This is a genomic window from Sphingomonas sp. AOB5, from assembly GCF_029433115.1.
Taxonomy (GTDB): domain Bacteria; phylum Pseudomonadota; class Alphaproteobacteria; order Sphingomonadales; family Sphingomonadaceae; genus Sphingomonas.
This window is the reverse complement of the sequence record NZ_JARNTV010000013.1, coordinates 1-20,728: the sequence shown is the minus strand read 5'-3', so window position 1 is coordinate 20,728 and position 20,728 is coordinate 1. Positions and strand designations below refer to the sequence as shown.

21 protein-coding genes, 2 tRNA genes and 1 pseudogene are annotated in these 20,728 nt (G+C 65.7%); 12 read left to right on the top strand and 12 right to left on the bottom strand.

Annotated features, from left to right (window positions below; all coding sequences use genetic code 11):
- Nucleotides 1-6 precede the first annotated feature (6 nt).
- Nucleotides 7-1,464, bottom strand: coding sequence for an ABC transporter substrate-binding protein (locus tag P1X14_RS08075; RefSeq protein WP_277314821.1), 1,458 nt, complete (start codon nucleotides 1,462-1,464; stop codon nucleotides 7-9).
- 254 nt (nucleotides 1,465-1,718) lie between these two features.
- Here P1X14_RS08075 and P1X14_RS08070 point away from each other — a divergent pair, with 254 nt between their 5' ends.
- Nucleotides 1,719-2,297 carry an SMI1/KNR4 family protein gene (locus P1X14_RS08070; RefSeq protein ID WP_277314820.1) on the top strand — a complete coding sequence of 193 codons (579 nt, stop codon included), beginning with the start codon at nucleotides 1,719-1,721 and terminating at the stop codon, nucleotides 2,295-2,297.
- A gap of 82 nt (nucleotides 2,298-2,379) precedes the next feature.
- Here P1X14_RS08070 and P1X14_RS08065 read toward each other — a convergent pair.
- The 3 genes from P1X14_RS08065 to rpsA all read right to left on the bottom strand — a co-directional run bounded on the left by P1X14_RS08065 (nucleotide 2,380) and on the right by rpsA (nucleotide 4,672).
- Nucleotides 2,380-2,466: transfer RNA gene (locus P1X14_RS08065), tRNA-Leu, on the bottom strand.
- Between the two features lie 36 nt (nucleotides 2,467-2,502).
- Nucleotides 2,503-2,781 (bottom strand): integration host factor subunit beta, encoded by a 279-nt coding sequence (locus P1X14_RS08060; RefSeq protein ID WP_277314819.1) that lies wholly within the window; start codon nucleotides 2,779-2,781, stop codon nucleotides 2,503-2,505.
- A 178-nt stretch (nucleotides 2,782-2,959) separates the two neighbouring features.
- Nucleotides 2,960-4,672 (bottom strand): 30S ribosomal protein S1, encoded by a 1,713-nt coding sequence (gene rpsA / locus P1X14_RS08055; RefSeq protein WP_277314818.1) that lies wholly within the window; start codon nucleotides 4,670-4,672, stop codon nucleotides 2,960-2,962.
- 305 nt (nucleotides 4,673-4,977) lie between these two features.
- Between rpsA and P1X14_RS08050 the strand changes: the two genes are divergently transcribed.
- Nucleotides 4,978-5,442, top strand: coding sequence for an MliC family protein (locus tag P1X14_RS08050; RefSeq protein WP_277314817.1), 465 nt, complete (start codon nucleotides 4,978-4,980; stop codon nucleotides 5,440-5,442).
- A gap of 3 nt (nucleotides 5,443-5,445) precedes the next feature.
- On the opposite strand, the gene P1X14_RS08045 is transcribed toward P1X14_RS08050, so the two are convergent.
- From P1X14_RS08045 to aroA, 4 genes are read right to left on the bottom strand one after another with little or no spacing between them, the layout of a single operon-like run.
- Entirely contained in the window at nucleotides 5,446-5,727 is a 282-nt protein-coding gene (locus P1X14_RS08045; protein WP_277314816.1) for a hypothetical protein, read from the bottom strand.
- Between the two features lie 4 nt (nucleotides 5,728-5,731).
- Nucleotides 5,732-6,385, bottom strand: coding sequence for a peptidylprolyl isomerase (locus P1X14_RS08040; RefSeq protein ID WP_277314815.1), 654 nt, complete (start codon nucleotides 6,383-6,385; stop codon nucleotides 5,732-5,734).
- A gap of 11 nt (nucleotides 6,386-6,396) precedes the next feature.
- Nucleotides 6,397-7,041, bottom strand: a complete 645-nt coding sequence (locus tag P1X14_RS08035; protein WP_277314814.1) for a d(CMP) kinase — start codon at nucleotides 7,039-7,041, stop codon at nucleotides 6,397-6,399.
- A 16-nt stretch (nucleotides 7,042-7,057) separates the two neighbouring features.
- On the bottom strand, nucleotides 7,058-8,383 hold the full coding sequence (gene aroA / locus P1X14_RS08030) for a 3-phosphoshikimate 1-carboxyvinyltransferase (RefSeq protein ID WP_277314813.1): 1,326 nt from the start codon (nucleotides 8,381-8,383) through the stop codon (nucleotides 7,058-7,060).
- A gap of 101 nt (nucleotides 8,384-8,484) precedes the next feature.
- Here aroA and P1X14_RS08025 point away from each other — a divergent pair, with 101 nt between their 5' ends.
- From P1X14_RS08025 to P1X14_RS07995, 7 genes are all read left to right on the top strand, one after another.
- Nucleotides 8,485-8,811 (top strand): TIGR02300 family protein, encoded by a 327-nt coding sequence (locus P1X14_RS08025; RefSeq protein ID WP_277314812.1) that lies wholly within the window; start codon nucleotides 8,485-8,487, stop codon nucleotides 8,809-8,811.
- A gap of 96 nt (nucleotides 8,812-8,907) precedes the next feature.
- A tRNA-Ala gene (locus P1X14_RS08020) sits at nucleotides 8,908-8,983 on the top strand.
- A gap of 311 nt (nucleotides 8,984-9,294) precedes the next feature.
- A complete protein-coding gene (locus tag P1X14_RS08015) occupies nucleotides 9,295-10,416 on the top strand; it encodes a tail fiber protein (protein WP_277314811.1) in 1,122 nt (373 codons plus the stop codon).
- A gap of 17 nt (nucleotides 10,417-10,433) precedes the next feature.
- The gene (locus P1X14_RS08010) at nucleotides 10,434-10,988 is read left to right on the top strand and encodes a tail fiber protein (RefSeq protein WP_277314810.1); all 555 of its coding nucleotides are present in this window, start codon (nucleotides 10,434-10,436) and stop codon (nucleotides 10,986-10,988) included.
- Nucleotides 10,989-11,092: 104 nt separating this feature from the next.
- Nucleotides 11,093-11,641, top strand: coding sequence for a tail fiber protein (locus P1X14_RS08005; protein WP_277314809.1), 549 nt, complete (start codon nucleotides 11,093-11,095; stop codon nucleotides 11,639-11,641).
- Nucleotides 11,642-11,663: 22 nt separating this feature from the next.
- Nucleotides 11,664-12,203 (top strand): tail fiber protein, encoded by a 540-nt coding sequence (locus P1X14_RS08000; RefSeq protein WP_277314808.1) that lies wholly within the window; start codon nucleotides 11,664-11,666, stop codon nucleotides 12,201-12,203.
- A 5-nt stretch (nucleotides 12,204-12,208) separates the two neighbouring features.
- On the top strand, nucleotides 12,209-12,757 hold the full coding sequence (locus tag P1X14_RS07995; protein ID WP_277314807.1) for a tail fiber protein: 549 nt from the start codon (nucleotides 12,209-12,211) through the stop codon (nucleotides 12,755-12,757).
- Nucleotides 12,758-12,908: 151 nt separating this feature from the next.
- Here the strand turns inward: P1X14_RS07995 and P1X14_RS07990 are convergent, their stop codons facing one another.
- The 4 genes from P1X14_RS07990 to P1X14_RS07975 all read right to left on the bottom strand — a co-directional run bounded on the left by P1X14_RS07990 (nucleotide 12,909) and on the right by P1X14_RS07975 (nucleotide 18,599).
- Complete coding sequence (locus tag P1X14_RS07990) at nucleotides 12,909-14,774, bottom strand: M1 family metallopeptidase (protein WP_277314806.1); 1,866 nt, start codon at nucleotides 14,772-14,774, stop codon at nucleotides 12,909-12,911.
- 40 nt (nucleotides 14,775-14,814) lie between these two features.
- Nucleotides 14,815-16,788 (bottom strand): PAS domain-containing sensor histidine kinase, encoded by a 1,974-nt coding sequence (locus tag P1X14_RS07985; RefSeq protein WP_277314805.1) that lies wholly within the window; start codon nucleotides 16,786-16,788, stop codon nucleotides 14,815-14,817.
- 156 nt (nucleotides 16,789-16,944) lie between these two features.
- Nucleotides 16,945-18,072 carry a 3-dehydroquinate synthase gene (gene aroB, locus P1X14_RS07980; RefSeq protein ID WP_277314804.1) on the bottom strand — a complete coding sequence of 376 codons (1,128 nt, stop codon included), beginning with the start codon at nucleotides 18,070-18,072 and terminating at the stop codon, nucleotides 16,945-16,947.
- On the bottom strand, nucleotides 18,069-18,599 hold the full coding sequence (locus tag P1X14_RS07975; RefSeq protein ID WP_277314803.1) for a shikimate kinase: 531 nt from the start codon (nucleotides 18,597-18,599) through the stop codon (nucleotides 18,069-18,071). The genes aroB and P1X14_RS07975 overlap by 4 nt, the downstream gene beginning before the upstream one ends.
- A gap of 92 nt (nucleotides 18,600-18,691) precedes the next feature.
- On the opposite strand from P1X14_RS07975, the gene P1X14_RS07970 reads away from it, so the two are divergent.
- The 3 genes and pseudogenes from P1X14_RS07970 to P1X14_RS07960 all read left to right on the top strand — a co-directional run.
- Complete coding sequence (locus P1X14_RS07970; protein WP_277314802.1) at nucleotides 18,692-18,829, top strand: hypothetical protein; 138 nt, start codon at nucleotides 18,692-18,694, stop codon at nucleotides 18,827-18,829.
- A complete protein-coding gene (locus tag P1X14_RS07965) occupies nucleotides 18,810-20,588 on the top strand; it encodes a hypothetical protein (protein WP_277314801.1) in 1,779 nt (592 codons plus the stop codon). The genes P1X14_RS07970 and P1X14_RS07965 overlap by 20 nt, the downstream gene beginning before the upstream one ends.
- A 41-nt stretch (nucleotides 20,589-20,629) precedes the next feature.
- Nucleotides 20,630-20,728: pseudogene (locus P1X14_RS07960) on the top strand (recombinase XerD); the annotation flags it as partial.

Below are 20,728 nucleotides of genomic sequence, written 5' to 3'. Positions count from 1 at the left end.
ATAGCCTTACTCGCTTTCGTTGCGCAGGTGGTTCAACGGGTGCCACGCCCGTGTGTTCCCCTGCCAGCCATTGAGGCGCGCCGTTACGATAGCCCAACGAAAGGGCTGGGCGATAGGGATATACGCGACGTCGGCGCTGAGGGCGATGTCGGCCTCCGCGATGCGCTGGGCGCGGCTGGCCAGATCGGGTGCTTCGCGCGCCGCCTCGATCGCCGCCATCGCCTCAGGTGAGCACAGGCGGCAGGCAGTGACGAGGAACCAGCGGCCGCTGTCATAGGGCGCCACTGCGTCGATAAGGCGGATATCGGCATCCTCGTCCAGCCCCACGCGGCGGGGGACGATGTTGATGTCGAGCATCGCCTGGGCGAGCTTTGCCCAGAGCAGGGTCGATCCCGGGCCGGGGGGGAGGGCGATGCGCAGGCGGATCTTGCCGGGATGCGCGATCCGCCACGTTTCGACCTGACGCCGCGCCGCGGCACCGCGTTCGGCCGCCGGACGGCCGACCCAGAGCGGCTGGGCAGGGGCGGCGGCGGAATCGAGCTGGAGCGGCAGCAGGGTCTCGACCGGCTGCCAGTCGGGGTGGAAGGCCTGGGTCAGCGCGGCGCGATCGATCGCCATGGCCAGCGCGCCGCGATTGGCGGGATCGGCGAGGAAGCCTTCGCGCGAGACGATGGCGAGGCCGAACAGGCCGAGCGCGGGATCGATCTTCACCCGCTCCTGTGGCGGGGCGATGACCTGCAGGATCGGCCAGTCGGCAAAGGTGCCGCCGATGATCGCATCGACCTTGCCCGCGCGGAACCGGCCGACCGCGACCGCGGCGCGCTCGCCGCGCAACACGATATGCTGGATGCGGCGCGGCGCGGCATCGGTGTCCACCGCGACATGCGCCGGATCGGTGGCGGGGCCGAGCAGCAGCGCGTCGCCCTGTCGTTCGGCGGCAAGCGGGCCGGTGCCGATGGCGGGGCCGGTACGGAAGATCGCCAGCTCGGGCTGGGCGAACAGTTTGAGCAGGTCCGGGCGTGGATTGCTGAGCCGCACCTCGATCACCTGCGGCGTCATTTCGACGATCTCGTCGATCACCACGAGGAAGGGCGCGAGCGGATTGCGGCTGCCCGGCTGGGTCGCGCGGCGCAGGATGCGGATGACCTGTTCGGCGGTGACCGGCTGGCCATTGGCCCACACCGCATCCTTCAGCCGGAAGATATAGCTGCGGCCATCATCTGCGACGGTCCAGCGCTCGGCCAGGCCCGGCTCGATCTGGCCGGCGCCATCGAACTGGACCAGTCCCTGCGCGGTTGCGGCCATCAGCAGCCGGTCGGGCATTTCCAGCGGGCCGGTATCCGGATCGGCGATCCCCGCTTCGCTGCCGATCGCACTCACCACGATCGGCGCATCCGCCACGCGCCCGCCTTCGCACGCCGCCAGCGCGAGCGCGAGGATAAGGGGGATGAAGCGGCGGATCATGCGGGATTCCGGTTGGTGGCGCAGGGCCGGTGTATGGCCCCGGCGATGCGCTGCCAACCCCGATGGACGGCGTTCATGGTTCGCGCCAGCGCCCGATGACCTTACCTTGAGCCGTTCGTTTCGAGCGAAGTCGAGAAACATGGATGAGGCACGGAGCGGTTTCTCGACTTCGCTCGAAACGAACGGGGACGGAGGTGATTCCACCTCGCACTATCTTGTTCTAAGTCCATCTCCTGTTTCGGGGAGGCGCAGTGATGGACGGCGTACGCGTATCGGTAGACGGGATATTTTCGGCGCTGGAGCGGCTGGGCAGGGGGGTCGCGACGGCGCGGCAGGATGGGGTGGCGCAGGCAAGCATCGAGCAGGCCTTTGCCGCGTTCGGCCTCGATCTGCCACCCTATCTCGCGGCGCTCTATGCCTGTTCGGACGGGCTGGAGGGGCCGGACGATGCGACGATCGACGAGGTGCTGTTCTTCCCCGGCTATTATTGGCTGAGCTTTGCGGGCGCGGCGGAGACCTATGCGTCGATCGCGGACGACGAGGAATGGCAGCGCGGCTGGTTCCCGGTGTTCGCGAGCGGCGGCGGCGATTTCTATGTCGTGATCTGTGACCGGTCATCCCCGGATTTCGGCGCGGTGCTGGGCTTCCTGGCCGGTGAACCGGACCATCTGGTCGAGTTCGAGAATCTGGCGGCGATGATGGAAGTGATCGAAGCCTCGTTCCGCGATGGCGCCTTCTTCGTCGAGGATGGCTATCTGGAGGCTGATTACGGACGGATGCGCGAACTGTCGCGCGCGCTGCAGCCAGGATTCGAGGAGCATGATCCGGCTTGAAGTCCAACGGAAAACCCGGACCCGCAGGGTCCGCAAGCGCGAGCGCGCGCCCGGGCTTATGCGAGGCCCTTCAGAACAAAAATGGTGCGGACGGCGGGACTCGAACCCGCACGCCCCGAGGGGCAGAAGATTTTAAGTCTCCGGCGTCTACCGGTTCCGCCACGTCCGCCTGCTTCCGCAAGCGCACGGAAGCATCACGCTGCGCTTAGACATTTAAGCGTGCGCGCATTTCCTTGCCGGGTTTGAAATAGGGGACGCGCTTGGCGTCGACGTCTACGGTTTCGCCGGTGCGCGGGTTGCGGCCGGTGCGGGCGTCGCGGGCGCGGGTGGAGAAAGCGCCGAAGCCGCGCAGTTCGACGCGGCCATCCTGCGACAAACGGTCGCTGATCTCGTCGAAAAAGACCGACACGATCTTTTCGACCTCACGGATCGACAGGCCGGGGTTTTCCGAGACCAGCGCCTGCACGAGTTCCGAACGGATCATCCGCACCCTCCCTTTGGCGCCGTGGGTCTGCGGAACCGCCGCGGCGCTGCAACATGAACGGGAGGACCGTAGCGCCCTTACGCAACATGCATCAACCCGAAGATGGGCAGATTCATGGAAAATTGTATGGAAAAACACGGAAAAGGGGAGCGGCGCGGCGCCGCTCCCCCAAACCGGGTCAGTTCTTCTCGCTGCGAGCCTTGAGCGCTTCGCCGAGAATGTCGCCCAGCGACGCGCCCGAATCGGACGAGCCATACTGCTGAACGGCCTGCTTCTCTTCGGCGATCTGCATCGCCTTGACCGAGAAGGTCGGCTTCTTCGAACGATCGAAGCCGGTGACCATCGCGTCGAACTTCTGGCCGACCTGGAAACGCTCCGGACGCTGCTCGTCGCGGTCGCGGCCGAGATCGGTGCGCTTGATGAAGCCGGTCGCGCCATCGTCGCCAGCCTGAACTTCGAGGCCCGCGTCGCGGACTTCGAGAACGGTCACGGTGATGATCGCGTTCTTGTTCAGCTTGTCGCCGCCAGCAGCCACGACAGCGGCCGACGGGCCACCGCGCTCAAGCTGCTTCATGCCGAGCGAGATACGCTCCTTGTCCGGCTCGATCGCCAGGACGATGGCCTTCACCATCTCGCCCTTGCGGTGCAGGTTCAGAGCGTCTTCGCCCGAAATGCCCCATGCGATGTCCGACATGTGGACCATGCCGTCCACATCGCCGTCCAGACCGATGAACAGGCCGAATTCGGTGGCGTTCTTGACTTCGCCCTCGACTTCGCTGCCGACCGGGTGCGCCTCGGCAAAGGCTTCCCACGGATTGTTCTGGGCCTGCTTGAGGCCGAGCGAGATGCGACGCTTTTCCTCGTCGACCTCGAGCACCACGACTTCGACTTCCTGCGAGGTCGAGACGATCTTGCCCGGATGGACGTTCTTCTTGGTCCAGCTCATTTCCGAGACGTGGACCAGACCTTCGATGCCGGCTTCCAGCTCGACGAACGCACCGTATTCGGTGATGTTCGTGACGCGGCCCGAAAGCTTCGCGCCGAGCGGATACTTGGTCGATGCGCCTTCCCACGGATCGCTCTCGAGCTGCTTCATGCCGAGCGAGATGCGCTGGGTGTCGCGGTTGATGCGGATGATCTGCACCTTCACCGTGTCGCCGATGTTCAGCATCTCCGACGGATGCTGGACGCGCTTGTAGCTGAGGTCGGTGACGTGCAGCAGGCCGTCGATGCCGCCCAGATCAACGAACGCACCGTAATCGGTGATGTTCTTGACGACGCCGTCGATCACCTGACCCTCGGCCAGCGACTGGATCAGGCCCGAACGCTGCTCGGCGCGGGTCTCTTCGAGAACGGCGCGGCGCGAGACGACGATGTTACCGCGCTTGCGGTCCATCTTCAGGATCTGGAAGGGCTGCTCGATGTCCATCAGCGGGGTCACGTCGCGGACCGGGCGGATATCGACCTGCGAGCCGGGCAGGAAGGCGACGGCGCCGTTCAGGTCGACGGTGAAGCCGCCCTTGACGCGGCCGAAGATCACGCCGGTGACGCGTGCGGTCTTGGCGAACTCGGTTTCCAGCGTGTCCCAGGCGGCTTCGCGGCGGGCGCGGTCGCGGCTGAGCATCGCTTCGCCATTGGCGTTCTCGACGCGGTCGACATAGACCTGCACTTCGTCGCCAACCTTCAGGTCAGCCTTCTGGCCGGGCATCGCGAATTCGCGAAGCGGCACGCGGCCTTCCGACTTCAGGCCGACGTCGATGACGGCGAGATCGTTTTCGATGCCGGTGACGGTGCCGACGACAACGCGGCCTTCAAAGCCGTCTGCGCTGCCAAGGGTCTGTTCGAGGAGAGCCGCGAAATCGTCGCGGGTCGGGTTTGCCGATGAGGCCATAAGAGGATCGTTCCTAAGTTCGTTTTTCCGGCCAACCGGTTGAATCCGGTGGTCTTTAAGGCCGAAACACCGCGGCGGCCCCATGCCGTTCGCGGTATCCATCGGGCGACAGGAAAGCGGAGGAAGCTGACGCACTGGAAAATGCGAAAAGGGCGCGATGGGCAAAGCCCCGCGCCTTCCTCCGCGAACATGACGCTCGCCGGACGGGCGCGCACATAACCTGTGAGGGGCCTTGTGGCAAGGAGAGTCGGACTTGTCATCCGTGCCGGTCCGGCCGAATATCCGCGCCTTAGCCGGAGAAGCATATGCGTATCGTTCCGATCGGTCTCGCCCTGATGTGCCTCGCCGGCTGCGGAAAGCCCGCGGAACCCACCAATCAGACTGCCCAGCCGAACGAATCGGTGGTCGAGGCCGCGTTCGAGAACGATCAGGATGCACTGGCATCGGGAATCGAGAACGAAGCGGCGGACGACGACGCCAATGCGGCCGCTGCCGACGCCGATCGCTACAAATGCGAGGACGGCACGGTCGTGCTGGCACTGTACGACGACGATGGCGGCGTGCAGATCACGGTGGGCGGCAAGACGGTGACGCTGCCGGGCGTGACTGCGGCTTCGGGCAGCAAATACAGGTCCGAAGGCGGCCTGGCGCCGGACAAGAGCCTGACCTGGTGGACCAAGGGCGATGGCGCGCTGTTGATCCAGGCGCCGCGTGGGACTGCCGAGGGATCGCCGAAGGAAAGCGTGGTCAACTGCACGCAGCAGGACTGAATTCTAGTTGCGGGTGAAGTCGCGTCCGCAGCGCGCGCAGGCTCGGCCTGGCCAGAAGCTGCTGGAGATTCTCTTCTCACTATAGACGCGCGTGAACATCGACTGGCGGCAATCGGGGCACCTTGCGCCCGGCGAGAAGGCGAAAGCGGCGGCCAGCGCGAAGAAGCCGAGGAAGAACAGCAGCGGCCGCGTTTCCGCCAGCAACGCGCCGGCGATGAGACAATAGGCCGGCATGCCGATCAGGAATGCCAGGGCATGCCATCTGGCGACCGCGTACCGGGACATGCCGCTATCGCTTCCGTTTCGGCAGTTCCCAGGGCCGGAACGAGACGGTCGGGCGGGCTACGCCGTCGAGGCGCTCGACGCGCAGGATCGTGACCGGGCGGTCGATCATCTGGCCGGTCATCGCGCCGTAACCGCCGCTCGAAGGCTTGGCGAGGATGCGCTTCACCACGTCCATGCCCGACAGCACCCGGCCGAACGCGGCATAGCCGGGATTGCCGGGCTTGGCGTCGAGGCTGGGCGAGGGGCCGGACATGATCGAGAAATTGCCGTTGGCGGAATTGGGATTCGCCCCGCGCGCCATCGAGATCACGCCATCGGTGTGGCGGATGCCGGTGATATTGGTCGGCTCGAGTGGCACCGGGCCGAGCATGCGGCGTACCTCGCTGCCGATCCCGCCCTGAATGAAGCCCTGTCCCGGCGCGCCCTTGCGGCGCGAGGCGCGGTAGAAATTGGTGCCTTCGAAGCGGCCGTCATCGACATAGGCGAGGAAATTGGCGGTGGTCTTCGGCGCGCGCTTTGCGTCGAGCGCGACCACGATCGCGCCTTCGGAGGTGACGATCCGCACCCGCATCATGCCGGGGATCGGGCGGTTCTGATCGGCGGGCATGGCCGCGGCCAGCCCGAACAACATCATCGCGGCGAGGATCAGGGTACGCATCACAGGGAAGCTCAGTCGGCGGCCGCGGATGCCTTGGCCGCCATCCGTGCCTCGACCAGCGCCACCGCGCGCTGAACCGCGGCGTCGATCGATAGGAAGCTGGTGTCGAGCATCGCCGCATCGTCGGCGGGCACCATCGGCGAGTTGGCGCGCTTGGCGTCGCGCTCGTCGCGGGCGCGGATGTCGTTCAGCACCTTGTCGAGGCTGGTGAGGATGCCCTGTTTGCGCAGCTCCATATGACGGCGCTGGGCGCGGATCATCGGGGTTGCCTTGACGTAGAGCTTCACGTCGGCGTCCGGCGCGATCACCGTGCCGATGTCGCGCCCGTCGAGCACGGCGCCGCCGGCTTGGTGCGCGAACTTCTTCTGGCGGAGCAGCAGGGCGGCGCGGACCAGCGGGTGGGCCGAGACGATCGACGCCGCCTTGCCGACCTCCTCGCTCTTCAGCCAGGGATCGTCCAGCGTGTAATCGTCGAAGCTGCAGGCCGAGACGGCATCGGTCTCGTTCGCCGGATCGAACTCGTCCTTCAGCACCGCGGCCGCGACGGCGCGATAAAGCAGCCCGGTATCGAGATGCGGCAGGCTGTAATGCCGTGAGAGTGCCCGGGCGATGGTGCCCTTGCCCGAAGCTGCCGGTCCGTCGACTGCGATGATCATGGATGCCATGAGTGGACTACTCGGTAAGCGCGTCAAGGGTTGCGAAGAAATTTGGATAGCTGGTGGCGACCGGCGCCACATCGTCGATGCTGACGGGCGCGCGGGCGACAAGTCCAGCCACGGCCATGCTCATCGCGATACGGTGATCGAGTTTCGAGGCGACTTGAGCGCCGCCGGGCAGGGGATCGCCGCCCGAACCCTGGATGGCGAGGCCGTCCTCAAACTCCTCCACGGCCACGCCGATGGCGGTCAGTGCTTCGGCCATCACCGCGATCCGGTCCGATTCCTTGACGCGCAGCTCGTGCGCGCCGCGGGCGAGGGTGCGGCCCTCGGCACAAGCAGCGGCGACGAACAGGATCGGATATTCGTCGATCATGCTGGGCGCGAGTTCGGGCGGGACCTCGATCGCGCTGAGCGGGGCGTGGCGGACGCGCAGGTCCGCGACCGATTCGCCGCCGACTTCGCGCGGGTTCAGCTCGGTAATGTCGGCGCCCATCAGTTTCAGCGCGGTGACCAGGCCAGCACGGGTGGGGTTCAGGCAGACATTGGCGATGGTCACGTCCGAGTCCGGCACGATCGACGCGGCGACCATCCAGAAGCCGGCGGACGAGGGATCGCCCGGCACCACGATATGCTGTGGCTTCAGTTCGGCCTCGCCGGTGATCGATATGATCTTGCCTGCCGGGCTGTCCTCGACCGTCAGCTCGGCGCCGAACCCGCGCAGCATGCGCTCGCTATGGTCGCGCGTGGGCACCGGTTCGATCACGCGGGTGATGCCCGGCGTGTTGAGGCCCGCGAGCAAGACCGCCGACTTCACCTGCGCCGAAGCGACAGGCAGCGTATATTCGATCGGTACTGCAGGGCAGAGACCGCGCACCATCAGCGGCAGGCGGCCACCGGGGCTGGCGGTGAACTCCGCGCCCATCTTCGACAGCGGATCGATCACCCGGTTCATCGGGCGCGAGGACAGCGAAGCATCGCCGGTGAAGGTGGCGGTGATCGCGTGGCTGGCGACCAGGCCCATCAGCAGGCGGGTGGAGGTGCCCGAATTGCCCATCTCCAGCGCCTGTGCGGGCTGGAGCAGGCCGCCGACACCGACGCCGTGGACGCGCCAGATATCGTCGGCGCCGCGCTCGACGGTGGCGCCCATCGCCCGCATCGCTGCGGCGGTGGCCAGCACGTCCTCACCTTCGAGCAGGCCTTCGATCCGGCTTTCGCCCACCGCCAGCGCCGAGAACATCAGGCTGCGATGGCTGATCGACTTGTCACCGGGAACGGTGAGGGTGCCGCGCAATGGTCCGCGCGGGGAAATGCTCATGGGGGAGGGGGCTGCATGCGACATTGCGGGCGGCTTTGACAGCCGCCTTGCGCTATGGCAAGGCGCCCCCCACTTTCCGGGTCAACACCCGAAATCCAGTCATTTTGAAAGGCAAGAGGCATCACATGGTGAAGGCCGAATGGGGTACCAAGCGTGGGTGCCCGAAGTGCGGAACGCGTTTCTACGATCTGACCAAGGACGAACCGGTCACCTGCATCAGCTGCGGCTATGCATGGGAGCCGGAGCCGATCCTGAAGTCGAAGCAGCCGCTGCCGTTCGAACAGGTCAAGGCCGATCCGGACAAGGTTGCCACCGCGGATTCGGATCTGGGCGACGAGGATCTGGACATTGTCGAGGCTGACGACGAAGAGCCGTCGCCGGACGATGACGTCGATCTGGGCGGTGACGACGACCTGGGCGTCGAGACCGGCGGCAACGACGACGACAACTAAAACGGGATGATCGGCAAGCGGGGCAAGAAACCCGCTTGCCATCCCCGCAATGGCCTTCTAATGGCCACGCCTCCCCGGGGATACCAGCCGGGGCTTGGGGCCGTAGCTCAGCTGGGAGAGCGCTGCAATGGCATTGCAGAGGTCAGGGGTTCGATCCCCCTCGGCTCCACCATTCCCCTTCGCCTCGGTTCGAGGCGACCCCCATCATCGCCGGGTATGCCTAGCTTGAGATCGGGCTGCGCTGTCGGTGTGGCATGCGTTTCTGCCCCATTCTGGATAACTTGAGAGACCCCTTTCTCTCGAGTGGATCGCGGGCAAGTATCTGAAATAATTGGATACTGATGAAGGCCTGCGGGCCCTTGGTCCCGAAATCACGCCGAATCGGAACGGGTTTCATCTGTTCGGCGACGCCGCACGCTCATTACACTTCCGCAATATCTGCCGCCCGTGAGACGGGCAGGACAGAATGGGGGAGGCGGGCCAGTGTTAGCTGCATATATTGGCGAGATTCGCCTTTTTCCTTACAGCCGGATCCCCCAGAACTGGCTGCCGTGCGACGGCCGCCTGCTGAAAGCGAACGAGAACAACGCGCTCTACACACTGCTCGGCAATTTATACGGCGGCAACTACCCCCAGTTCGCCCTTCCCGATCTGCGCAGCCGTTCGATAATGGGCCGCACCATGAACGAGGACCAGCCGACCGCCGGCGGGCAATCCTTGTCCATCGGCGCAAAAGGCGGGGTGGAGACGGTGATGCTGATGGTCGATCAGATCCCGGCGCACCGTCACAACTGGTTTTGCGAAGTCGGGGTGGCCAATGCGCCGAACCCCAGGAACAACCGGTTCTGCGAGGTGGGCACGGCTGCCGGCCCACTCTACACCAGCGATCTGTCTCCGGTGACGCTTGCCGCCGCGACCCTGGGCAATACCGGCAACGGCATGCCCCACGACAACATGCAGCCCTATCTCGCGATGAGCTACTGCATCTGCGTGCAGGGAAGTTACCCTCCAAATGAGCCAGCATCAGCTGACGGTACCAACCCCTGTCCCTGGAGCATTTCCATGAGCGATTGGTTTCTTGGCGAGATCCGTCCCTTTGCAGGCAATTTTGCGCCGGTGAGCTGGCATCTGTGCGACGGCTCGCTCATGAGCATTCGTCAATTTCCTTCGCTCTTCGCGATGCTCGGCAGGACCTATGGCGGAGACGGAAATAATAATTTCGGGCTGCCCGATCTTCGCGGCATCACGGTCGTCGGGGCGATCATCGACGGGGACCCCGCCCCGGGTCTCACGCCGCGGGCTCTGGGCGCCAGGGGTGGCGAGGAACATGTTCGCCTGACCACTGCAACGATGCCGATCCACACGCACGCGGTCCGCGCCAGCGGCTCCCCCGGCAGTTCCTCTGTCCCTCTCCAATGCTATCCGGGCGCTTCGCAGACCGGCAACACCTTCTACCTTTCCGGCGGCGCCCCCAATCCGGTCGACGCCCCGCTCGACCGGGAGACGATCATGCAGGTTGGGTTGGGCGCGCCGCACGAGAACCGGATGCCCAGCCTCGCCATCAGCTACATTATCGCGATGAACGGCAAATTCCCGAAGCTCTAAGGCCACAGGAGAGAAAGATGGACGCCTATATCGGGGAAATTCGCGCCTTCGCCTTGAACTTCATCCCTTATGACTGGCTGGCCTGCGATGGATCGCTCTATCCGGTAAGACAATATCCGGGACTCTATTCGGTCATCGAAAACATCTATGGCGGCACGGCCGGAAAGAATTTCGCGGTTCCCAACCTGCAGGGCACGACGCTGATCGGCTGCTTTGCGGCGGACACCGCGTCACTCTATCCGGCCGGTACCTTTGTCGGCACCACCAGCGTGCAACTGACGGAAGGGCAGATGCCCGTCCATGGCCATCAGGCGATGGGGAAGCTTCCCCAGTCGGGAACCAATATGCATGCCTATCCGCAAGACGGAGACTATCTGTCCGGCTGCGTCACGGCCACCGGTACGGTTGCGCCGGTATGGTTGAGGCCGCCCTTTCCCAGCAATCAGGCGGGGATCATGGCCGAGGGTATGATCGAGAATACGGGCGGATTCGGATCCCATGAGAACCGGCAGCCCTTTCTGGCGATGACGATCTGCATCTGCACCGAGGGATATATTCCGGTCCGGTCCTGAAGATTTTTGACCGGAACGCGCTTCAGGGTCTTCAAATTCCGGAAGAACAGCTTCATGTTCGATGAACTATATCGATCGTTTCGCGGACCGGGGGGCCGTACACGATGTCAGAGACATATCTCGGCGAGATTCGCGCATTTTCGGCTGGCATCGTGCCGAAGGGCTGGATGGCCGCCAACGGGCGTGTGCTCAAGATCAGCGACTACAAGGCGCTCTTCTCGCTGATCGGCACCACCTATGGCGGCGACGGACGGACCACTTTCGCGCTGCCGGACCTGCGCGCGCGCTCGCTGATCGGATCGACGATGACCCCGGCCCAGCCGACGCAGGGCGGTGGTACGATCAATCCGGGCGACAAGGGCGGCCTCGAAAGCGTGACTCTCACCAAGGGCCAGATGGGAGGGCATGCCCATGCCTGGCTTGCGACCGCAAACCCGGCTGGGTCGCCCAATCCTTCGGCCGGCCGGCTGGCGACCCCGGCGGACGCCGTGGGCAACCTGTATGCGCAGATGGACCAGGGCGCCAACAACGTCACGCTGGCGGGCGACACCGTCGGCGTGGCGGGGGGCAATGCGCCGCACGAGAATATGCAGCCCTATCTGGTGATGATCTATTGCATCGCCGTGACCGGCGTTTTCCCCACGAGGGACTGATGCAAAGCGGGGGAGAGGATCGATGAGCGCAACTTATGTCGGGGAGATCCGGCCGTTCGGCGGCAATTACGCCCCGGAGGGCTGGTTGCTGTGCGACGGATCGCTCCTGCAGATCAACGACTATGAGGTTTTGTTCAACCTGATCGGCGTCACCTATGGTGGCGACGGGATGAACAATTTCGCGCTGCCCGATCTGCGCGGACGCACGATCGTGGGCGCCAGCGCGGACCTGCCGGCGGACGGCCCATTGTCGCCGCGAGCATTGGGCGAGAATGGGGGCTTGAGCGACGTATTCCTGCGGCCCTCGCAGATGCCGAGCCACTCGCATCCGGCATTCGCGACCACGTTACCGGCGACGGACAAAACGCCAATGAGCCTTCCCGCCGCGTCCGCCAATGGCCTTTATCTTCCATCGACGGCAACCGAACCGAAGGACGCGTTGCTGGATTGGGGAACGATCGGAATGGCCGGCGGCGGCCAGGCCCATGAGAATTGCATGCCCAGCGTGGCGATCAGCTACATCATCTCGAACACGGGCCTCTATCCGGCGAGGGGAGGGTAACGGAAATGAACTATTATGTCGGGGAAATCCGCGCCTTCACCTTCGGATTCGTGCCGAAGGGCTGGCTGCCCTGCGACGGCAAGACCTATCCGTTCAACGGCACGTACAACGCGCTGGGTGCGGTGATCGGCAACCTTTATGGTGGCACGTCCGGCCAGAGTTTCGCGGTACCCAATCTTCAGGGCGCGACGCTGGCAAGCTGGGGCACATCGACGGACGGCGACGAATATGACGCCGGACAGGCGTTTGGCCAGGCGACGGTGGCATTGTCGATTGATCAGATGCCGCCGCACAACCACATGGCGAAGGCAAAGGTCGCGCAGACATTCGCGAACATGCACACCACGCCCGCCACGGGCGACTGGATTAGCGGATGCGTTCTCCCCACCGGAAACGTAGTGGGGGCGTGGAAGAAGCCGGATTATTCGGGCAATGCGATCTTTCTCCAGATGGTGGGAAGCACAGGCGACGGCCTGCCGCACGAGAACCGCCACCCCTATCTGGCGATGCCGATCGGCATCTGCTGGAGCGGTACTTTCCCGAAGAAGCCGTGAATTGATCGCGGCCCGGGTTTCCGACCGGCGGCGATCTTCTGTTCTGCGTTCAGCTTTTCACAATCGACGACAAACGCATTCGTCTTGCGGATCGGGGGCCGTACCCGACGGGATCCCGGTGGAACCGTGATCCCGCGCGGTTTCCTGCGGATCAGTTCGGATTGACGATTCGCTCGATCCCGGCGGCCGTGCCGGGATGATAGCCGGCGCGTGCCGAGGCGAAGAGTTCGCGCGCGATCGCCGTGCCCCAGTCGCCCTGCTGCATCAGCCGGGTGTAGAGCGGGCGGATCAGCAGGCCACGGCCGACGCTGTGGACGAACTGGCGCAGCGAGGGCAGCGCGGGTTCGTAGCGATTGGAGATCGCCAGATCGAGCCAGGCCGAGCGGATATAGGCGTTGCCCGACACCGACAGGCCGAGCGTCTCGTCCAACTCCTTCAGGCGCGCGGCGGGAAGCTGGCGGGGCAGGCCGTTCAGGAAACGCTGCCATTCCTGCGTGCTCCAGCCGGTCGGCTGGATCGCGCTGGCCGGGCCGCCGGCGTTGAACGCGACGAGCTTCGCATCGACTGCGGCCAGCGTGGTGCTGGTGACGCGGACGGCATTGGCGGGCAGGCCCGGCCCATAGGCCCAGCGATCGAGCTGAAGCGCATCTTCCAGCGCCTTGTCGCCCTTGATCAGATTGGCGCGGATATCGGCGAGGAAGCCCGCGGTCGTCTGCGGCTGGAAGGCGTGGCGGTCGAAATAGGAGCGCAGATACGCGTCGAACTTCGCGCGGCCGACGGTGCGCTCGATCGTGCGCAGGAACGTCGAGCCCTTGAAGTAATCGAGCTGGCCATAGGTTTCGCCGGGATTGCCGTGCAGGCGCGTGGCAGGCGCTTCGGGGCCACCGGCGAGGCCGATGTCGCGCTGCAGGCCGTCCCAGTCGAGATCGGTGTACATCGCGGCGCGCTCGGGGCCGTAGAGCGCCTCCATGATGCGGTTCTCGAAATAGGTGGTGAAGCCTTCGTTGAGCCACGAATCCGACCAGGTGGCGTTGGTGACCAGATTGCCCGACCAGCTATGCGCCAGCTCGTGCGCCACCACATCGGTGTTCGAACGGTCGCCGGTCAGCAGGGTTGGCGTCAGGAAGGTCAGCATCGGGTTTTCCATGCCGCCGTACGGGAAGGCCGGGGGCAGGACGAGCATGTCGTAGCGGCCCCAGCGATAGGGGCCGTAGAGCGCTTCGGCCGCGTCGATCATCTTCTCGATATCGGCGAATTCGGTCGCAGCGGCCTCGAGCATCGGGGCTTCGGTCCACACGCCGCTGCGGGGGCCGAGCGCCTTGTATTTGAGGTCGCCGACTGCGAGCGCGATCAGATAGGGCGGGACGGGCTTGTCCATCTTGAACGAGAAGCTGTGCTCGCCGTTCGGCGCGGCCTTGGCCTTGCCGCCGTTGACGCGCGCGGCGCTCATCACCGCGACGAGATTGCCGGGGACGGTAATCGTCGCCGACCAGGTCTGGCGGATACCGGGGCTGTCCTGCGTCGGGATCCAGCTGCGGTTGTAGATCGCCTGACCCTGGCTGAAGAGATAGGGCTGGGTCTTGCCCGCGGTCTGCTCCGGGCTGAGCCACTGGAGCGCGCCGGCGCCGGGCTTGCTGCTGTAGCGGATGGTGATGCGCTTGCGGCCGTTCAGCTGGATTGTGAGCGGTGCGCCGAGTTCGGGATCGTCTGCGCCGACGCTGTACTGGAGCGGGCGGCCGCGATCGTCGGTAATCGAGGCGATGTCGAGATCGTCGGTATCGAGCACGATCTCCTTCGCACCCTTGGCCGCAAGGATGGTGAGCGTCGCGCGGCCCGACATGGTCTTTGCAGCGAAATCGGCGCGCAGGTTCAGATCGACATGGGTGACGCGGGCGATTTCCGGCCGGGCGCGGGTCCAGACGTCCTTCGCCTCGGGCGTGGTGAGGATCGGGGCGACCTGAGCGGCGGCGGGGAGCGCGAAGAGGAGCGCGGCGAGCGAAGCAAGGAAATGACGCATGGCGCCCTGCTATGCCGAGCGGCGATGAACCGCAACTGACCTAGCGATCGAGCAACTCGCGCACGCGTGCCGCGAGATCGGCATAGGTGAAGGGCTTGGGCAACAGCTCGACGCCCGGGTCCAGCCGGCCGTGATGGACGATCGCGTTGCGGGCATAGCCGGTTGTGTAGAGGACGCGCAGGCCGGGCCGCCGTTCCTGCGCCTCTGCCGCGAGCTGGGCGCCGGTCATGCCCTGCGGGAGAACGACGTCGGTGAAGAGCAGGTCGACCTTGTCCGTGGAATCGAGTGCGGCGAGGGCATCGGGGCCGTTGGCGGCTTCGACGACGGTGTAGCCCAGTTCGCGCAGCACTTCGGCGGAGAAGGCACGGACGCTCTCGTCATCCTCGCACACCAGGATCGTCTCGCCATGGAGACCGCGTGGGGCCTCGACTTCGGGTTCAGGGGCGGGTTCTTCGCCGGCCGGTCCGTGGTGGCGGGGAAGGTAGATCTTCACCGTCGTGCCGTGGCCGGGTTCTGAATAGAGCTGCACATGGCCGCCCGATTGCTTGATGAAGCCATAGACCATCGACAGACCAAGGCCGGTACCGCGACCGACCTCCTTGGTGGTGAAGAACGGCTCGAAAGCATGCGCGAGCGTGGCTTCGTCCATGCCGCCGCCGGTGTCGGATACGCTGATCACGACATATTGGCCCGGCACGACTTCGACGTCGCGCTCGGTGTAATGCTTGTCGAGATGGGTATTGGCCGTCTCGATCGTGAGCTTGCCGCCCTTGGGCATCGCATCGCGGGCATTGACCGCCAGATTGATGATCGCATTCTCGAGCTGATTGGCATCGACCTCGATCGGCCAGACGCGCGCGGACTGGACAGTCTCGATCTCGACCGTCTCGCCCAGGGTGCGTGCGAGCAGATCGGACATGCCCGAGATCAGGCGGTTGGGATCGATCCGCGACGGCGCCAGTGGCTGACGCCGGGCGAAGGCGAGCAGGCGCTGGGTCAGGACCGCGGCGCGCTCGGCGCCTGTCAGCGCGGCGCGGGCGGCGCGGGCGAGGCGTGGCTCATCCTCGGGCAGGTTTCGCAGCAGGATATCGAGATTGCCGGTGACGACCTGAAGCAGATTGTTGAAATCATGCGCGACCCCGCCGGTAAGCTGGCCGACCGTCTCCATCTTCTGCGACTGGCGCAGCGCTTCCTCGGCGGTGCGCAGCGCTTCGGCGGCTTCACGCTCGGCGGTGATGTCTCGCGCGACGCAGTACATCAGGTCGGATTCGGGCACCGCGGTCCAGCTGAACCAGCGATAGCTGCCGTCTTTCGCGCGGAAGCGGTTCTCGAACCGGAGCGTGGTTTCGCCGCCGGCGATCTGCGCCACTTCCTCGCGTGTCCGCTCACGATCGTCGGGGTGCTCGATCCATTCGGAGGTACGCCCGGTGAGCTCGTCGATCTCCCAGCCGAGAATATTGGTCCAGGCCGGGCTGGCGTGAAGCCAGGTGCCCTTCTGGTCGGCGATCATGAAGGGATCTCGGGCCAGGTTCCACAGGCGGTTGCGGTCGGCCAGCGCTTCGCGTTCGGCGATGACGCGCGCCGTGGTTTCGCTGACGATGCACAGCACACCGCCGACCGCGCCGTCCTCTTCGAAGACCGGCGAATAGCTGATGTCGAAATAGACGGTTTCGCCGCGGTCACCGGCGCGCTCGATGTAGAAGGGGCGATCCTTGGCCCAATAGGTCTCACCGCTTTCACGGACACCCTGGAGCAGGGGGCCGAGATCGTCCCACAATTCACCCCACCAGATGCTTGCTGGCTGGCCGAGCGCGGCGGGGTGCTTGTCCCCGATCGTGGGCGCATATTGCTGATTGTAGAGAGCGCAGAATTCGGGACCCCAGAACATCACGATTTCCGCGCGCGACGGGAGCATCAGGCGCACCGCGCTGACGAGCGCCGGCGACCAGCCCGAAACCGGCCCCAAAGGCGATGTGTCGTCGAGCGCGGCCGTCAGACGGCCGAGTTCGCCCATCGACGCGAATTGTTCCGAGGCAATCCCCCTGGACGTGATCAATGCCGTTTCCCTGTTTGGATGCGACAACGCGCACGGACCCGAAGGGTTCATGCGGATGGGAAACGCTATTCAGTGCAGGGGAGATCGCGCGGATTGAACTACGGGCGAAAGGCTTCAGTCGGCCTGGGCGTCGAGGAACGCCGCTACGTCCGTGAGGTCGACCGACTTGTCGAGGAAGGTCTGACCGATGCCGCGCGCGAGGAGGAAGGGCAGGGTGCCAGCGTCCATCTTCTTGTCGTGGAGCATATGCTCGACCAGCGTGGCGCCGCTGGCAGTGATGTCGGCGGCGGCGAGGCCATCGGGCAGGCTCACCGCGCGAAGATGCGCGGCGACGCGTTCGGCATCCTGTCCGGGGCACAGCCCGAGCCGCGCCGAATAGGCGAAGGCCAGCGCCATGCCAGCCGCGACGCCCTCACCATGGAGCAGCTTGTCGGAGAAGCCGGTCTCGGCTTCGAGTGCGTGGCCGAAGGTGTGGCCCAGATTGAGCAGTGCGCGCTTGCCGGTGGTTTCGCGCTCGTCCTCCGCGACGATGCGCGCCTTGGCGGCGACCGAATGGGCGATGGCGTGGGCGCGGGCTTGCGCGTCACCTGCGAGCAAGGCGGGGCCGTTGGCTTCGCACCATTCGAAGAATGCGAAATCGTCGATCAGGCCGTATTTCACGACCTCGGCATAGCCGGCGCGCTGTTCGCGGATCGGCAGCGTGTCGAGCACCGACGGATCGATCAGCACCATCGCGGGCTGATGGAAGGCGCCGACGAGGTTCTTGCCCGCGCTGGAATTGATCGCGGTCTTGCCGCCGACCGAGCTGTCGACCTGAGCCAACAGGGTGGTGGGGATCTGGACGAAGCCGCAACCGCGCTTGAGGATCGAGGTGGCGAAGCCGACCAGATCGCCGATCACGCCGCCGCCCAGCGCGATGACGTGATCGCCGCGCTCGACACCGAGTTCGAGCAACTGGTCGGTCAGAGATTCGAGCTGCGCCCAGCTCTTGGTGCCTTCGCCCGGCGGCAGGACGATCACCTTACCCAGCACGCCGGCACGGGTCAGCGATCCCTGAAGCGTTGCTGCGTGCGGCAGGACATTCTGATCGGTGACGATCACCATTCTGCGTCCGCGCGAGAGGGGGGCGAGATAGTCGCCCGCATGGGCAAGCAGGCCCGCCTCGATATGGATATCGTAGCTGCGCGCGCCGAGCGCGACCTTCACCACGCGCGCGGCAGGCGCGACCTCAGAAAATGTCACGCTTCCATGGCCTTCAAAATGGCGTTGACGGTGGAATCGTGCGGGGCGGTGACGCTCTGCACGCGGATCGGAGCCATCGCGTAGAAAGGATTGCGGACCGCCGCCAGCTCGATCAGCGCTTCCTCGGGATCGCGGCCGCGCAGCAGCGGGCGGGTGTCGCGGCGGCGGACGCGGTCGGCCAGCACCGAAGGCTCGGCATCGAGCCAGACGGCGATGGCATGTTCGAGGATCAGCTCGCGGGTCTGTTCCTGGATGAAGGCGCCGCCGCCGGTGGCGATCACCTTGGCCGTGCCGTCGACCAGCCGGCCGATCACGCGGCGCTCACCGTCGCGGAAATAGGCTTCGCCATAGCGATCGAAGATGTCGGAGATGGTCATGCCGGCCGCGGACTCGATCTCCGCATCGGCATCGACGAAGGGCAGATTGAGCCGTTGCGCCAGCCGCCGGCCGACCGTCGTCTTGCCCGCGCCCATCAGCCCGACGAGCACGATCGGCTTGCCGCACCAATGGGGCTGGTTGTGACGCATTTGTAACATCTCCTGGGGGGCTATACAGCGAGGGTCCCGCTCGGGCAAAAGGCCACGCGCATAGTCTTCATTGTGGCCACAAGAGTTTTCCCATGCCCCGTTCGATAGTCGTGCTGATCGTGGTGCTGGTCGTGCTGATCGCAGGCCTGTTCCTGCTTGCGGGCCGCGATTCGACCAAGGAACCCACGCGCGTCGAGAAGGTGGTCCCGCTTGAAAACCTCGCCAACTAGGATCGCGATTCTCTCCGGGCTGCTGGGCTGCGCGGCGATCACCGCGCTGATGCCGGCGGTTGCGCAGGACACGCCCGAATCGCTGCTGCCGCCGGGATTCGACAATCCTGCGCCTGCACCCGCGCCGCCGCCGACCCGTCCGGCGGACAGCGCGCCGCGTCCGGCTGCGACGACGACCACGACCGAATCGGTTCCCGGCGATGCGCCCGCGGGTAACAGCACCGCCGCCGAGGGGCCGGCCGCGCCGGTCGATCTCTCGCGTTACGAAATGCCCGATTATGCCAAGCGCACGCTCGACCGGGTGGGCGTGGTCGCGTCGGGCAACCAGCCGTTTCCCGCGAACGCGTTCGGCCGGACCGACGGCAAGGCGCTGATGATCCTGATGCACCGGCTGGACGCGCCGGTCGCGTCGCGCTGGATCTCGATCGCGCTGCGCCGTGCGCTGCAATCGCCGATCGATACGCCGCAGGGTGTGAACGGCGCGGACTATGCTGCCGAGCGTGCTTGGCTGTTGCTGCGCATGGGCGAATCGAACGCTGCGCGTGCGGTGATCCAGGAAGTCGACACCGAGAATTACACGCCGATGCTGTACCGCATCGCACTGCAATCCTCGCTGGCCTCGGCCGATCCGGGCATGGTGTGCCCGATTGCCGATACGGCGGCGGAGATGCTGCCCGAGCGCGGATGGAAGATGGCGCAGGCATGGTGCGCAGGGCTGGGCGGTCAGCCGAGCAAGGCGCAGCAGCTTTTGTCGCGGGCGCGTGGCGGCACCGATCAGGGCAGCATCGACAATCTGCTGGGCGAGAAGGTGGCCGGTGCGGGCGGCCGCAGCGCGGTGACGATCGAATGGGATGCGGTGACGCAGCTCAATTCGTGGCGCTGGGGACTGGCGACGGCGACCGGCGAGGCGGTGCCAGACCGGCTCTATGCCACGGTCGGTCCGCAGGTCCGTTACTGGCAGGCATTGGCGCCGACCCTGTCGGCTCAGGCGCGGCTGCGCTCGGCCGAGCTGGCGGCGGCGCAGGGCGTCTTCTCCAATGCCGGGCTGGTCTCGCTCTATTCCGAGATCGAAGCCGAGGAAGAAGCGTCGAGCGCTTCGGTCGCGGCGGCACGCGATCTGCGCACGGCCTATACCGGTGCTGACGCGGCGGCACGCATCGCGGCGCTGAAGACGCTGTGGAACGGCCCTGAATCGCAGCGCGAACGCTATGCGCGGCTGATCCTGACCGCGCGCGCTGCAACCAAGATTCCGGCCAACGCCGAACTGGCGGAAGATGCCGACCAGCTGGTCGCATCGATGCTGAGCGCGGGGCTCGTCGAGCCGTCGCTCAACTGGCGCGGCGTGGTGGCGAAGGGCGGCTATGGCTGGATGCTGCTCGAACTGGCCGATCCGGCGGCGGCGGTGATGCGTTCGGCCGATTTCGATTCCTATCGCGGATCGGCAAGCCGGCGGCACTCGCAGCTTGCGCTGGCGGCGCTGGCCGGCCTCGGCAAGATGTCCGAAAGCGATGTGCGTCGTTATGCGCAGGCGCTGGAGGTTCAGGTGGGCGGCGTGAACAGCTGGACGCGCGCGATCGATCGTGCGGCGCAGGCTGGCGATCCGGGCACGGTGGCATTGCTGGCGGCGGTCGGCATGCAGTCGCGCAGCTGGGCGGCGGTGACGCCCGAAGCCCTGTTCCATGTCGTCGCGGCGTTCCGCGCGGCGGGGATGCCCGATTATGCGCGGATGATCGCCATCGAGGCGATCACGCGGGCTTGAGTTCGATTGAAGACAAAGCGCTGATCGAGCGCTTTCTGGAGATGATGACGGCTGAGGCGGGCGCGGCGGCGAACACCGTCGCGGCCTATGGCACCGATCTGCGGCTGGCGTCCGAAGCGCTGGGCGGGCGGCTGGGCGAG

What these genes read in the sequence shown, in the direction of transcription:
- P1X14_RS07995 (WP_277314807.1), top strand. Translation starts at nt 12,209, where the DNA reads ATGAACTATTATGTCGGGGAAATCCGCGCCTTCACCTTCGGATTCGTG.
- P1X14_RS08050 (WP_277314817.1), top strand. Translation starts at nt 4,978, where the DNA reads ATGCGTATCGTTCCGATCGGTCTCGCCCTGATGTGCCTCGCCGGCTGC.
- P1X14_RS08005 (WP_277314809.1), top strand. Translation starts at nt 11,093, where the DNA reads ATGTCAGAGACATATCTCGGCGAGATTCGCGCATTTTCGGCTGGCATC.
- P1X14_RS08070 (WP_277314820.1), top strand. Translation starts at nt 1,719, where the DNA reads ATGGACGGCGTACGCGTATCGGTAGACGGGATATTTTCGGCGCTGGAG.
- P1X14_RS07985 (WP_277314805.1), bottom strand. Translation starts at nt 16,788, where the DNA reads ATGGGCGAACTCGGCCGTCTGACGGCCGCGCTCGACGACACATCGCCT.
- rpsA (WP_277314818.1), bottom strand. Translation starts at nt 4,672, where the DNA reads ATGGCCTCATCGGCAAACCCGACCCGCGACGATTTCGCGGCTCTCCTC.
- P1X14_RS08000 (WP_277314808.1), top strand. Translation starts at nt 11,664, where the DNA reads ATGAGCGCAACTTATGTCGGGGAGATCCGGCCGTTCGGCGGCAATTAC.
- P1X14_RS07970 (WP_277314802.1), top strand. Translation starts at nt 18,692, where the DNA reads ATGCCCCGTTCGATAGTCGTGCTGATCGTGGTGCTGGTCGTGCTGATC.
- P1X14_RS08045 (WP_277314816.1), bottom strand. Translation starts at nt 5,727, where the DNA reads ATGTCCCGGTACGCGGTCGCCAGATGGCATGCCCTGGCATTCCTGATC.
- P1X14_RS08040 (WP_277314815.1), bottom strand. Translation starts at nt 6,385, where the DNA reads ATGCGTACCCTGATCCTCGCCGCGATGATGTTGTTCGGGCTGGCCGCG.
- P1X14_RS08025 (WP_277314812.1), top strand. Translation starts at nt 8,485, where the DNA reads ATGGTGAAGGCCGAATGGGGTACCAAGCGTGGGTGCCCGAAGTGCGGA.
- P1X14_RS08035 (WP_277314814.1), bottom strand. Translation starts at nt 7,041, where the DNA reads ATGATCATCGCAGTCGACGGACCGGCAGCTTCGGGCAAGGGCACCATC.
- P1X14_RS07975 (WP_277314803.1), bottom strand. Translation starts at nt 18,599, where the DNA reads ATGCGTCACAACCAGCCCCATTGGTGCGGCAAGCCGATCGTGCTCGTC.
- P1X14_RS07990 (WP_277314806.1), bottom strand. Translation starts at nt 14,774, where the DNA reads ATGCGTCATTTCCTTGCTTCGCTCGCCGCGCTCCTCTTCGCGCTCCCC.
- P1X14_RS08075 (WP_277314821.1), bottom strand. Translation starts at nt 1,464, where the DNA reads ATGATCCGCCGCTTCATCCCCCTTATCCTCGCGCTCGCGCTGGCGGCG.
- aroA (WP_277314813.1), bottom strand. Translation starts at nt 8,383, where the DNA reads ATGTCGCATGCAGCCCCCTCCCCCATGAGCATTTCCCCGCGCGGACCA.
- P1X14_RS08060 (WP_277314819.1), bottom strand. Translation starts at nt 2,781, where the DNA reads ATGATCCGTTCGGAACTCGTGCAGGCGCTGGTCTCGGAAAACCCCGGC.
- P1X14_RS08010 (WP_277314810.1), top strand. Translation starts at nt 10,434, where the DNA reads ATGGACGCCTATATCGGGGAAATTCGCGCCTTCGCCTTGAACTTCATC.